Origin of the sequence: Sneathiella sp. (assembly GCF_036960985.1) — a bacterium.
Taxonomy (GTDB): Bacteria; Pseudomonadota; Alphaproteobacteria; order Sneathiellales; family Sneathiellaceae; genus Sneathiella.
Window position 1 is genome coordinate 1 of record NZ_JBALWD010000013.1, and the last position, 12,983, is coordinate 12,983.

14 protein-coding genes are annotated in these 12,983 nt (G+C 46.0%); 6 read left to right on the forward strand and 8 right to left on the reverse strand.

What is annotated here, in order from left to right:
* From V7723_RS09615 to V7723_RS09640, 6 genes are all read left to right on the forward strand, one after another.
* On the forward strand, positions 1-888 hold an 888-nt coding region (locus V7723_RS09615), incomplete at its 5' end, for a DNA gyrase C-terminal beta-propeller domain-containing protein (protein WP_335684247.1).
* 35 nt (positions 889-923) lie between these two features.
* Positions 924-1,433 carry a pantetheine-phosphate adenylyltransferase gene (gene coaD, locus V7723_RS09620; protein ID WP_335684248.1) on the forward strand — a complete coding sequence of 170 codons (510 nt, stop codon included), beginning with the start codon at positions 924-926 and terminating at the stop codon, positions 1,431-1,433.
* Positions 1,434-1,478: 45 nt separating this feature from the next.
* A complete protein-coding gene (locus V7723_RS09625; protein ID WP_335684249.1) occupies positions 1,479-1,961 on the forward strand; it encodes a peptidylprolyl isomerase in 483 nt (160 codons plus the stop codon).
* Positions 1,962-2,026: 65 nt separating this feature from the next.
* On the forward strand, positions 2,027-3,058 hold the full coding sequence (gene queA / locus V7723_RS09630) for a tRNA preQ1(34) S-adenosylmethionine ribosyltransferase-isomerase QueA (RefSeq protein ID WP_335684250.1): 1,032 nt from the start codon (positions 2,027-2,029) through the stop codon (positions 3,056-3,058).
* Positions 3,055-4,188: a tRNA guanosine(34) transglycosylase Tgt gene (gene tgt / locus V7723_RS09635; protein WP_335684251.1), complete on the forward strand. Its 1,134-nt coding sequence runs from the start codon at positions 3,055-3,057 to the stop codon at positions 4,186-4,188. Before queA ends, tgt begins: the two co-directional genes overlap by 4 nt.
* Before the next feature lie 181 nt (positions 4,189-4,369).
* Entirely contained in the window at positions 4,370-4,729 is a 360-nt protein-coding gene (locus V7723_RS09640) for a Spx/MgsR family RNA polymerase-binding regulatory protein (RefSeq protein WP_335684252.1), read from the forward strand.
* Between the two features lie 5 nt (positions 4,730-4,734).
* On the opposite strand, the gene V7723_RS09645 is transcribed toward V7723_RS09640, so the two are convergent.
* From V7723_RS09645 to V7723_RS09680, 8 genes are all read right to left on the reverse strand, one after another.
* Positions 4,735-5,694: a hypothetical protein gene (locus tag V7723_RS09645; RefSeq protein WP_335684253.1), complete on the reverse strand. Its 960-nt coding sequence runs from the start codon at positions 5,692-5,694 to the stop codon at positions 4,735-4,737.
* Between the two features lie 15 nt (positions 5,695-5,709).
* A complete protein-coding gene (locus tag V7723_RS09650; RefSeq protein ID WP_335684254.1) occupies positions 5,710-6,396 on the reverse strand; it encodes a hypothetical protein in 687 nt (228 codons plus the stop codon).
* A gap of 32 nt (positions 6,397-6,428) precedes the next feature.
* Complete coding sequence (locus V7723_RS09655; RefSeq protein ID WP_335684255.1) at positions 6,429-7,124, reverse strand: ParA family protein; 696 nt, start codon at positions 7,122-7,124, stop codon at positions 6,429-6,431.
* A gap of 282 nt (positions 7,125-7,406) precedes the next feature.
* Positions 7,407-8,174: an enoyl-CoA hydratase gene (locus tag V7723_RS09660; protein WP_335684256.1), complete on the reverse strand. Its 768-nt coding sequence runs from the start codon at positions 8,172-8,174 to the stop codon at positions 7,407-7,409.
* A gap of 84 nt (positions 8,175-8,258) precedes the next feature.
* Positions 8,259-9,017, reverse strand: coding sequence for an NAD kinase (locus tag V7723_RS09665; RefSeq protein WP_335684257.1), 759 nt, complete (start codon positions 9,015-9,017; stop codon positions 8,259-8,261).
* A 6-nt stretch (positions 9,018-9,023) separates the two neighbouring features.
* The gene (gene moaA / locus V7723_RS09670) at positions 9,024-10,022 is read right to left on the reverse strand and encodes a GTP 3',8-cyclase MoaA (RefSeq protein ID WP_335684258.1); all 999 of its coding nucleotides are present in this window, start codon (positions 10,020-10,022) and stop codon (positions 9,024-9,026) included.
* An 82-nt stretch (positions 10,023-10,104) separates the two neighbouring features.
* On the reverse strand, positions 10,105-11,220 hold the full coding sequence (locus V7723_RS09675) for a DUF2336 domain-containing protein (protein ID WP_335684259.1): 1,116 nt from the start codon (positions 11,218-11,220) through the stop codon (positions 10,105-10,107).
* Positions 11,221-11,300: 80 nt separating this feature from the next.
* Positions 11,301-12,929, reverse strand: coding sequence for a PAS domain-containing sensor histidine kinase (locus tag V7723_RS09680; RefSeq protein ID WP_335684260.1), 1,629 nt, complete (start codon positions 12,927-12,929; stop codon positions 11,301-11,303).
* Between the last annotated feature and the right edge of the window lie 54 nt (positions 12,930-12,983).

Sequence of the window (12,983 nt, forward strand, 5' to 3'; positions counted from 1 at the left end):
GAAGGGGAAGTGATTTATACTTTGATGCCGCTTCCTGAAGAAGAGGAAAGCTGGGCGGAGCTGGAAGTCATGTTCTCGACGGCAAAAGGAAATGTTCGCCGGAACCGCCTCAGTGATTTCTCGAACGTGAAATCAAACGGCAAAATCGCGATGAAGCTTGATGAAGATGATCAGCTTATTGGTGTTAAAATCTGTACAGAAGCTTCCGATGTTCTGCTTGTCGCACGTCAGGGTAAATGTATTCGCTTTAGAGCTACAGACGTTCGTTTATTTAAAGGGCGAGATTCCAGCGGCGTTCGCGGTATGAGACTTGCCAAAGATGATAGTGTTATTGGCATGTCGATTTTAAATCACGTTGATATTGAGATAGAACAGCGCGACGCGTATTTGAAAGCACGCCGTTCTGCGAATGAAGACGGTGTTGTTCAGGAATATGGTAACATATTACCGGAGCTTTATGCCGAACTGTCTGTACAGGAAGAAGTCTTATTGGCTATCACTGTGAATGGCTATGGTAAACGGACAAACGCTTATGAATATCGTGTGACCAATCGCGGTGGGCAGGGAATTATCAATATCGAAACATCTAGCAGAAACGGGGATGTTATTTCGACTTTCCCAATCACGGTAGATGAGCAGATTATGCTGGTTACTAACGGTGGTAAACTTATAAGAACTCCTGTTACTGATATCCGCATTGCTGGACGTAATACCCAAGGGGTGACGTTGTTTAAAACGGCTAAGGGTGAGAAAGTTGTTTCTGTAACGGCTTTGGCGGATGCAAAGTCAGAAGAAGACAGCGCTGATGATGTTGAAGGTAATGACGAAGATGAAACGACTATTTCACCATCAGAAAATAATTCTATTCCCGACACAGATGAAAGCTAACATCAAGAATTAGCAAATACAGAGAAGGAAAGACCATGTCAAAGAATCGGGTCGGGTTGTACCCCGGCACTTTTGATCCCATAACATTGGGCCATTATGATATTATCAAACGGGCTTCAAAACTCGTTGATACACTTGTTATTGGCGTTGCAATGAATCCAGGGAAGAACCCGTTATTTACAGTAGAAGAACGGGTCAGCATGGTCTCAAAAATGACCGAAGAGTTTCCCGGAACCAATTTTGTGGTTAAGCCTTTCAACAATTTGCTTATGCATTTCGCAGAAGAAGTTGGGGCCGCAATTATTATCCGTGGACTTCGCGCTGTATCGGATTTTGAGTATGAATTCCAAATGGTTGGTATGAATAGACGACTGAATTCTGAAATTGAAACCGTTTTTCTGATGGCTTCAGATCAGCATCAATTTATTGCTTCAAGCCTGGTGAAAGAAATTGCTTTATTGAACGGCGATATAACAAAATTTGTTTCAGCAACAACTGCGAAAAATATCGTAGAACGTGTTGCCGAAATACATAATAGATCTTAATTATACGAAAATTGGGGCAGACCCAAGCAAAACAGGAGTGGCAGAATGGCCGGTGATCTTGAAAATACCTTATACCTTGAATTGAAAAATGGCCGTGTTGTCATCGAAATGCGACCGGACCTTGCACCAAATCATGTAGCCCGGATAAAGGAACTCGCACGTACTGGATTTTATGATGGAATAGTTTTCCACCGGGTAATTGATGGTTTTATGGCCCAGACGGGATGTCCTGACGGAAACGGAATGGGCGGCTCAGGACAAAATCTAGCTTCCGAATTTACAGAAGAGCCCCATGTCGAAGGTACTTGTTCCATGGCGCGCGCAGGTCATCCTGATAGCGCGGATAGCCAGTTCTTCCTTATGTTGGCCCGCTCACCTCATCTGGATAATCAATATTCTGTTTGGGGTCAGGTGGTTGAAGGAATGGAGCATGTCCATGCCATTAAGAAAGGCGACAGCATGTCCAATGGATCCGTCGCAGATCCTGAGAACATTGTAAGCTTGAAAGTCGCGGCTGACGTCGCGTAAGGAAATTTTATCCTTGGAAGGAGCGAACGGTCTGCGCGAGCATGCCGTTCGTTTGCGTTTGAGACATGAAGGTTGATGATTTTGATTTTGATCTGCCACCTGAGCGGATTGCGGACCGACCCGCAATTCCACGGGAGACAGCGAAACTTTTATGCGTCGAAGATAGTATCACCGATAATCTGGTATCAGACTTACCTGACCTGTTGAAGGCTGGGGATCTCCTTGTATTTAACGATACCAAGGTTATTCCGGCACGCTTGCGCGGTATGCGGCGCGGGGCAAAAGTTGAAGTGACCCTGCATAAGAATGTTTCAGCCGACAGTTGGCACGCATTCGCTAAACCTGCAAAAAAGCTGAAACCCAGTGATATTATTACTTTCTCAGATGATTTTACCGCATTGGTTACGGAAAAGCGAGGGGGCGGGGAAGTGGCTTTAGCCTTTTCGGTTTCCGGTCCCGAACTGATGGAGAAACTGTTGGTGTATGGTGAAATACCGTTGCCTCCCTATATCAGTAGTTTGCGGGCAGTTGATGACCGGGATTTGACGGATTACCAGACAATCTTCGCTAAAGATGAAGGGGCGGTCGCCGCACCCACAGCTGGCTTGCATTTTACCGATGATTTGATGTCAAAGTTTATGTCGAAAGGAATAGATACCGTAACGTTGACCCTACATGTAGGCGCCGGTACTTTCTTACCTGTTAAAGTAGAGGATACATTGGATCATAAGATGCATTCTGAGATAGGTATTATTAGCCCCGAGGCTGCTGAGAAGATTAACAAGTGCAAATCTGCTGGCGGACGGATCGTTTCAGTCGGCACGACGAGCCTTCGTCTCCTGGAAAGTGCCTGTGATAACGACGGTTGCATACATCCTTTCGATGGTGAAACTGATATTTTTATTACTCCAGGCTATCGTTTCAAAGCTGTTGATCTTCTTATTACCAATTTCCACTTACCTAAATCTACCCTGTTTATGCTGGTATCAGCATTTTCTGGCTTGGAGAAAATGCATGATGCCTATCAGCATGCCATTGAGGGTGAGTACCGATTTTACTCTTATGGGGACTGCTCATTGCTGTATCCAGGATCATGACTGAAAAGAAATTTAATTTTACAATTAGTGCGACAGATGGGGCTGCACGTCGCGGCACTATATCAACGGCACATGGCGAAATCCGAACGCCTGCATTTATGCCGGTTGGGACCGCTGCCACCGTAAAAGGCATGACGCCGGAAGCCGTGCGGCAAACCGGTGCCGATATACTTCTTGGCAATACTTATCACTTGATGCTCCGGCCCGGTGCTGAGCGCGTTGGACGGCTTGGTGGATTGCATAAATTCATGAATTGGGAGCGGCCGATCCTAACTGATTCTGGTGGCTTTCAGGTGATGTCTTTAAACGAGCTTCGCAAGATAGACGAGAACGGTGTCATCTTTAAATCACATATCGACGGCAAACGTTTTGAGCTAACACCAGAACGATCTATGGAAATTCAGAATCACCTAGATGCAACCATAACGATGGTGTTCGACGAATGTACGCCATACCCCGCTGACCATAAAACGGCGGCAACCTCTATGCGGCGATCCATGCGATGGGCGAAGAGGTCATCGGAGGCTTTTGAAGCGAGACAAGGCTATGGTCTTTTTGGAATTGTGCAGGGTTCAACTTATGAAGATTTGCGATTGGAATCTGTGAATGCTTTGACCGATATCGGGTTTGAGGGATATGCTATCGGCGGTCTTGCCGTCGGTGAAGGTCAGGCCGCAATGTTTAGCACTCTTGAATTTACCACACCAGAGATGCCAGCTGACAAGCCGCGTTATCTCATGGGAGTTGGCAAGCCTGATGACCTAGTAGGCGCTGTTATGCGTGGTATCGACATGTTCGATTGTGTTCTACCTACGCGTTCAGGCCGCAATGCACAGGCCTTTACCCGGTTCGGGACAGTCAACATACGAAATGCACGCCATGCGGATGATGATCGACCTTTGGATGAGCAATGCGGATGCCCGGCTTGCCAGAGCTATTCTCGCGCTTACTTGCACCATCTTTTCAAAGCTAAGGAAATTTTAGGTGCAACACTCCTGACATGGCATAATTTGCAATATTACCAAGATTTAATGAAGGGCATGCGCGCCGCTATTGAGGAAGGAGCGTTGGCCTCCTTCGCCCTAGATTTTTTTGCGGCACAGGAGAGCGGGGACATCGAGGCTCTTTAGGGGATGTGTAAAAGGAAGAAAGTAATCGAAGCCATTCTTGCCGTCGAGGGGAGGGTGGAATGGACAAAAACAGCTTCGATCAACCTTGGACCTTCCTATCTTTCATTGAGAGTATTAAGATCCCGTTAATACGTGCGGCTGTACATGATTGAGCCCCGAAAAGTGATTGGGAAAAAGAGCAATGATAATCTACGGTATTGGAAATTGTGATACGTGCAAGAAAGCTCTTAAATGGCTGAGCCAAGAAGGTATCCAACATCATTTCCATGATTTGCGAAAAGACGGATTTGATCAAGAAACGGCAAAAGCGTGGTTATCGAAGATTGATGCTGACATACTAATCAACAAACGTGGTACGACATACCGCAACCTCGAAAATTCTCAAAAAGAGATATTGGAATCTGGTGATCAATCACCATTGCTCGCTGAATTACCGACCTTGATGAAAAGGCCGATATTCAAACTTGCAGATGACTATCTGGTGGGTTTTAAAGATGACCAAAAGGCAAGGATAGCTGATTATGCAAAAACAAAACTCTAGAGTTTTTAGCTGAGTTTTTGCACATAGCAAAGAACATGGTCGACATCGATCTGATTTTCGCTGAGCGGCAGGGCAATTACCCGCAATGGTATTTCATCGAAAACTGACGGAAAATACTCGGTCCCGTGGGCCGGTTTTCCGGTATTTGCGACATCGCGTGCCAAACTCAAAACCCAATCAACAACCATTGGCGAGAAATCAATATCCGTGGTGAAATCACGCAGAGGGTTGGCTCTTTTTGCCGATTGCCGTAGCTCATTGGAAAAACTAGATTCTAACTGTAACCGTCCTGACGAATGATTACCGTGAACCAAAACACAATTGGGCCAAAATTTCCCAATTTTCTGGGTATCGAGACTTTGCCAGGTTGGATAACGGTTCCCGTTTCGAATTTCCATCCAATAACTCAGAATATCCGGTGTTTGCACTTTTTTCTGCCAACCAGGGGCCGATGCTGGCCGCGCCCAGTTCGCTCGGCGTGGCGGAACAGCGGACGCAGCAGGAGGCGCTTGCTTTTTCGGTGGCGTCGTCGCGGGTTTCTTTGTCCCGATAATCGGTTTTGGTTGGGATAGAGCTACTTCCTTTTTCCCTACTGCAGGCTTAGGCGTTTTTGGTTTAGGCGCTACATTACGTGTTTCTTTTGAAATCGGGGCTGGAACAGGCTTTTCGGCGGCCGGTTTCGATTTCGCCTGTTTTTTCTGTGCAGGAGATGTCGGCGCTTTATTAGAAGGAGCTTCAAAAAGATCTGAACCGGTAGCCTCAAAAACCGGCTCCGCCACTGGTATCTCTGGTTTGCTGGCTTCCAATTCTTCAGCGAGAACCTGTAGCCGATCAGTTATGTCCCCGGATTTTGCTTTCTTTTTGGAAGAGTTAGTAGAATCCTTCGGCCGTCTTACTTTGATTTTTGACAAAGAAGCCGCGTTATCCGCTATTTCTAGTTCTTTTTTTGCTATATTTTCACGCATAGACTATCACTTCCATCAAAGAGACGATTTATCCAAAACACAAGCGCAAGATTCCGGAAGTATGCTGGATCCGTGTTTTGATACATATTCTTCTAACGCGGTTTCGAAAATTGCCTGCGCAGACATTTGCGTATGAGCGGCAATGAGTTTCAGCTGCAAATGGTCTTTAGGTGCCATACGTACAGATATTCTAATGCGGCCGAGTTTGTCTTTGGTGAGCTTAGAAACTTCAGTGGCAATTTCCGTGTATTGCTCCACCGGTAAAGGCTCAACGGGCTTCCGGCTGGAAAGCGCTTTGTAATCGCTACTAACTGGCGCCCTGCTTGTATGCTTTTGTAACAAAGGAGAGATTGCTTCGGAAGCGTTTGCATCATCTTCTTGTTCCCGAATTCGAGTAAAGACTGATAGTGGTTCATCTTCAGGTTTTGAAAAATCATAAATATCGTCTTCCGCGGCGATTGAGACGGTTTCATTCTCATGGAGAACAATGGCGTCTTCCGATGACAGATTTCCATGAGCTTCCGCTGATCCATTTTCTTCATGGGGATCTGCATATTCTCGGACCCGCTCATATATTCGGGAAACACCTGACTGGCGATTTGACTCGTCATCTAACAGCTTCGTAGGTGTCGCCGCACGAGATGCTGGTAAGGCTTTCCCTTTGGGCGCAATAAGTGAACTTGTTAAAAATGCTGCTTTCATAGTATTTCTTCTTTTCCTGAATAAACCGACACTCAGTTGTAAATCGCACCGTTATTACTGGCAGTTGCTGTCATTCCGTGGTTCGGGGACGCCGAGTAGGTCGGCGATAAACGTGCTATGCGTTCCTGGACGTACGACCAAAGCTTACTTATTTCTTCGCTGGACTTGGAAGAGGGGTTGAGTTCCATGGTTGTTCTGCCGTCGATCATACTGGATGCGAAATCAACACGTTGGTGAATGACAGAAGGAGCGAGTGTCCCATGTTGGGACAGAGCTATAGCGGCCTCGCTGGTAATACGGGCACGAGGTGTTGCCCCATTGACCACGAAAATCAGCGGCGTATTTAGTCCTTCAGCCAGTTCAACAGTTGCGCCAACGGCTCTCAAGTCATGAGGGCTGGGGCGAGTTGGAATAATCAGGAGATCCGCAAGTCCTATGACGTTGGCAATTGTAGAGGTGATCGCTGGTGGCGTATCAACAATCAAAAGACCAATGCCCATTTGTTCCATACGACCAATGTCAGCACTTAATCTTTCCACTGTCGTCCGTGCAAATAACGGGGTTTCCGCCTCGCGCTCGTTCCACCACTCAGAAAGGCTGCCTTGTGGATCTGTATCGACAAGGGCTACCGGCCCTTGTCCAGCCATTTCAGCCTGAACAGCCAAATGCCCCGCAAGTGTCGTTTTACCTGAGCCACCTTTTTGCGATGCGACGGCGATAACTTTCATTACAACTCTCCTGCACGGTTCTTATTAGCTGGAGAAGTTGCCGTTCTAAATTCTAAGCCGATCAACTTTTTCCAGATTTAACTATTGGAACAAAATTACCGATTAAAAATTAAAAGAGGCTTACGAATTAGCGCCAATCAGTATCAAAAATTAAGAAAATTGTAAGGAAATGAAAACCTGTTACTTTTCAGTATATTAGGCCGGGTAAGGAAGCTGATCCTTAGTCGAAAAAGTATAAAGAATGAGCATTTTTGATGCGCTCATTCTTTATATGTTTACAAATCAGGAAAATTTTGAGAAATCTGGTGAACGACGCTCCATAAAAGCTTGCATGGCTTCCATTGCCTCAGGAGATGTCAGGCGCGAACCAAAAGCCTGCAGTTCTGTTTCCATGGACGCTTTCACTTGATCCACATTGCCTTTCATTAGGGATTTCGTCAGCCGAACCGCTTCCGGTGCTTTCTTTGAAAGTTTTCGTGCAGCTGCCATCGCCGTTTCTTCTACTTGGCCTGATGCCGTAACAGCATTTACGATACCGGCGTCCAATGCCGCAGTCGCCGAAAAATTCTCTCCCAGTAAGAGTAACTCTGCCGCCCGTTGGTGGCCCAGCATTCGCGGCAACAAAAAGCTTGAAGCGGCTTCAGGCACGAGGGCCAGATTGACAAAGGGAAGTGCAAAACTGGCATTTTCCGACGCATATACAAGATCACAATGTAAAAGCATCGTTGTTCCAATTCCAATCGCCAAACCGTTCACGGCTGCAATTAATGGTTTTTGAATTTCAGCGAGGGCATAGAGAAATTGAACGACCGGCGCATCACCTCCTGATGCCGGATTTTGGATAAAATCCATAATATCGTTGCCACTTGTATAGCTGTCCTCGGTTCCTGTAATAAGGCTTACGCGAATCTCAGGGTTTTGTTCCGCTTCGCGCAAAGACTTGGCCAGCACAGCATACATATCTTGCGTTAGCGCATTTTTCTTTTCGGGCCGGTTGATTTTTAGTTTTTGGATCCCGTCCTCAATCGTTACGACAATAGCATTGGTCATGTTTGTTTTTCCTCCTTGGTGCTATCGCTGAATGTCAGCCTTCGCATTTTATGGGTAATTTTGTATCGGCCTTGATGGCGAAGATCAAAGAATAAACTGTTCATCAAGAATGCGTCTTTCCAGATTGTGCTCTGGATCGAAGAGAAGATGTAGGGTTGTCTTTCGTTGCTCTTCGATGACCACCGTCGACACGTCTCTAATTTCAACGGCATCGGCCACAGCGCTGACTGGACGTTTTTTTGATTCTAACACGCGCAATTCAATTTTCGCTTCTCGTGGCAAGATGGCTCCGCGCCATCGCCGAGGTCTAAACGCACTTATTGGTGTGAGGGCCAAAGCACCCGCATTGACGGGTAATATCGGGCCATGGGCAGAATAATTATAAGCAGTACTGCCGGCGGGCGTGGCGACGAGGACGCCGTCACAGGTCAGTTCTTCAACTTTCACATGGCCGTCTATCGATATTTGAATTTTCGCGGTCTGCCTGCTTTCCCGCAGTAACGAGACTTCATTGATGGCAAGCGCTTCGAATTTTTTGCCATGCATATCAACGGCAGTCATTTTGAGCGGATGAAGGTTTGTGATCTCTCCGGCTTGTAGCCGTTCGATCAGTCCTTCCTCTTTGTAGTTGTTGAGTAGAAATCCAATCGTGCCCTTGTTCATGCCATATATAGGCAGTTCTCTGGACATGAAAGTATGCATACTTTCCAGCATAAATCCGTCCCCGCCAAGCGCGACGATAATTTCAGCCTGGTCAATTGGGCAATGCCCATAAAGATGGATTAGTCGTTTTAAGGCGGCTTGCGCATCCGAAGTGTCGCTAGCCGTAAAGTGAATATTCATGCGCCGTTAACCGCCTGTGACGCTCATATGTCGGGCTACAGCAGGTTTGTCATCCGAATTACGGTCAATAATAAAGTCATGACCTTTGGGTTTGCGACCAATGGCTTCATCAATCGCTGAATCCAAAGCGGAAAAACCATTCTCGCCGCGAATGACGGCTTTTAAATCAGCATTGTCATTCTGCCCCAGGCACATATAAAGCATGCCGGTGCAGGTCAAACGCACGCGATTGCAGCTTTCGCAGAAATTATGGGTGAGGGGCGTTATAAATCCGATGCGTCCCCCGGTTTCAGCAACATCAAAGTAATCAGACGGACCGCCGGTCCGATATTCAGACGGTGTCATTGTCCAGGTTTCGGCGAGCTGCTTTTTCAATTCAGATAGCGGCAAGAATTGATCGGACCGCTGTTCATCAATGGCGCCCATGGGCATGGTTTCAATAAAAGTGATGTCCATACCTTCATCGCCGACCCATTTGATCAGATCATTACATTCATGATCGTTAAATCCTTTAACCGCAACCGTATTGATTTTGATTTTCAAGCCTGCTTTTTGCGCTGCCTTAATTCCGGCCATCACCTTTTCGAAGTTGCCCCAGCGGGTAATGTCCTGAAATTGATAAGGATCCAGCGTATCAAGGGATACATTGAGGCGTCGAACGCCCGCTTCATACAGCTCGTCTGCATACTTGCTTAACTGGCTACCGTTGGTTGTCAGCGTCAATTCATCCAGCTCGCCGCTCTTTATGTAGAGGCCGAGGTTTCTGAAAAGTTCCATAATTCCTTTTCTGACTAACGGCTCACCTCCGGTGATGCGGATCTTGCGCGCACCTTTGCGAATAAACGCGGCAGAAATTAATTCGAGTTCTTCTAGGCTCAGAACCTCTTTCTTCGGCAAAAAGGTCATATTTTCAGACATGCAGTATTTGCACCGAAAATCACACCTGTCTGTTACAGACACTCGTAAATAATTTACTTCTCTCCCGAAAGGGTCAATCACGGCCATATTCCAATATAAATGGAGGGTCAGATACTCAAGTAAAGAATATATTTTTCAGGGGGATTTGCAAGTCACGATGGGGTGTCGCCTAAATGGTGCTGGCGTACTTCAGTGTTCCTTGCATGAATTCGGCGTTAATCAACGCCTTTTTTGCTGCATCTTCAGAAAGTAAATCGTAAAAATCCATTGGGGCATTTAGAGTGCCGGGCGTTAAAATAGAATCTTTCTCGCGCCGGACAGAAAGCGTTAGATCAAAGATTGTCTTGAAGATAATGCGGTCGAGATTAAGAGAGCGGCAAGCAACAGCCAGGATTTCTGAATTATCGGCATACAGAATTTCACGAAATACTTCGAGATCGACATCAAGCAATTTAGCGAACGCCAATTCAAATAAGTCTATTTCTCCGTGCCGTAGAGATTTGATCATGAAGCCCGTTGTTAAGTCACCAGCAGTGTGTAATTTTGACACCAATTTAGCGGATGGGTCGCTTTCAGTTGAGATAGAATTAATTGTTTGTAAGCGATCTGCGACGTCAATTTGCAAGACCTTTGCGTCGACGTCAAAATTCTCAGAGATATATTCGCGAAGTGCCATGGAAACCCAGCGATACATTTTCTCAGCAATAGGTTGCGGCAAGAACGGTCTTTTAATAAGTGGCGCCTGATACTCCGGGATAAATTCTGATTGATCTCCAAGGTGAACTAATAACTCCGGAGTTATTTGCGCCGTCGGATTTTCGAGAAGTTTGACTGTGACATCATTTTTGCCGATATCATAAATCGCCTGGCAGACATTTGGGGTGATGCTATCGCGCGCCGCCACAGCCAGCTGGTGTTGTGTCGAACGATGTTTGATAATTTTAAGCAAATCTGGTTCAGATAACAAACCAGAGTCTCGTAGAATTGGTATTGCGACCTCTATATCGTCATTAGCCAGAAAAAACATTAATTCTACGGGAACATCCTCTTTCAGGGATAGTTGCTTCGCGAAATGCGACCGGATAGATTTTTCGACATCGCCGGTGATTTGGCAGATAATTTCTGCCATCAGTTTTTTCTCCGACATGGAGAAGGATTGCCCTTCATTGACGAGGAAGGTGCCTATTTTCTCATAGAGGAATTCGCGTTTTTCAACTGACTTGTCGCTTGCCAGTATAACTAAATTGCTGATTTCGCTCAGATTATCTTGATTTTGCGCTGACAATTAAGGTGGCTCCGCAAGCATTAAAAGAGGTTTGCATCATTGTGTCAAATCAGGGTTACCAAAACCTTAATGCTAACCTTTTAATCGGCTATTTCTTCAGCTAGGCGGAGCCGAACCGTAAATCTACTGCCCGTCGATAAACTGCTTTCAACGGAGATGTTGCCACCCATCAATTGAGCCAGCTTGAGAGATAAGGTTAAACCTAGGCCTACACCGTCTGTTCCGCGGCTGTAAACGCCTTCATGCGCTTGCTTGAAAGCTTCGAATATTTTTTCCTGATCTTCTTCAGGAATACCGGGCCCGGTATCCCAAATTGTAATATCTGCATAAGTATCATCAACAATTCGGCATTCCATGCCAATTTTACCGCGTTGCGGCGTGAATTTCACGGCATTACCAATTATGTTAACAAGGATTTGCAAACATCTTGTTGGATCTACAGCCAAGTTGACATTTTTGCCGATCTTGATTTCCGTTAGATCCAGGTTTTTTTCTTCGGCGTGGGTTTGCACTAAAACCAACGCATCCCTGACCATCCCACCAAGAGGGGTTGTGACAATTTCGATCGGAATTTTGTCACTTTCAATCCGTGCAATATCAAGAATGTCTTCAATCAGGCTCAGCAAATGTTTGCCCGAATTCAAGATGTCGCCCACATATTCCCGATATTTGTCACTGATGGGGCCGAAAGTTTCCAATCCGATAACTTCGGCAAAGCCAATAATTGCGTTAAGGGGTGTCCGCAATTCGTGGCTCATGTTCGCCAAGAATGTATTTTTTGCCCTAGCGGATTCAACAGCTTTTCGTGCCGTTACTTCCAGCTGAATATTCTTGTTCGTGATTTCGTTAATTGCCTGCTCCAAGTCCGCTTTTGACGATATAGCCTCATCTTCTGCAAGCAATCTTGCCGTTATGTCGTCACTTGTACCACGATATCCCGTGAAACGCCCTTTTTCGCTAAAAACAGGTACGCCAGAGATATTGAATATTTTAATATCACCATTTACGTCCTGAATTTCTAGCGGTACGGAGCGAAAGGGCACATGTTTGGCGATGGCTTGCTCCGCCTTGTTTCCTCCATTTTCCTCAGGTTTGAAAATACCTAATTCGGATAGATATTTTCCTTTGATCAGCAGAGGTGGAAGACCAACTGCTTGAACGACCCGGTCGGAAACAAAATTCAGTCGGCCGTCGGCATCGGTTTCCCAAATCCAGTCTGACGCAGCCCGTGTGATATCGAGAAAGCGTCTTTTCTCAAGTCGAAGTTTAGCTTCCGCATTGACTTGTTTTGTCGAGTTAGAGAAACTTCCGCAGATAGCGATAAGATGTTCAGATTCATCAAAGATGGGAAAATGCCGGGAAACAAAATGTTCTACTTCCTTGCTGGTACGCACGGAAACAACTCTTGTTTCGATTTCTTTTGTTTCTGCGATTTGTCGAACAATTTCAAGGTGGTCGAGGGAAAGGGTAGTGACTTTTCCTTCTTCGGGTTGGACATGTGTGCCAGGACGGAAATATTCCTTGTATCCTGTGTTCGCATAAATAACGGTTCCGTCAGGCCGCGCCATATACATGGGTTGGACCTGTTCGAAAACTGCATCAAAAAATTCTCGACTTACGATGCTTTGCATCGCTGGAATTCCTGAGCCGCTGGTGTTTTTAACATCAGAGTGAAGCGATACAACACTTCCTTGCCTCAGTTCAGTCATTTACGTTTTCAACATGCGATTGGCATGTTCCCTTTCCTAATCCCCACAATCCCC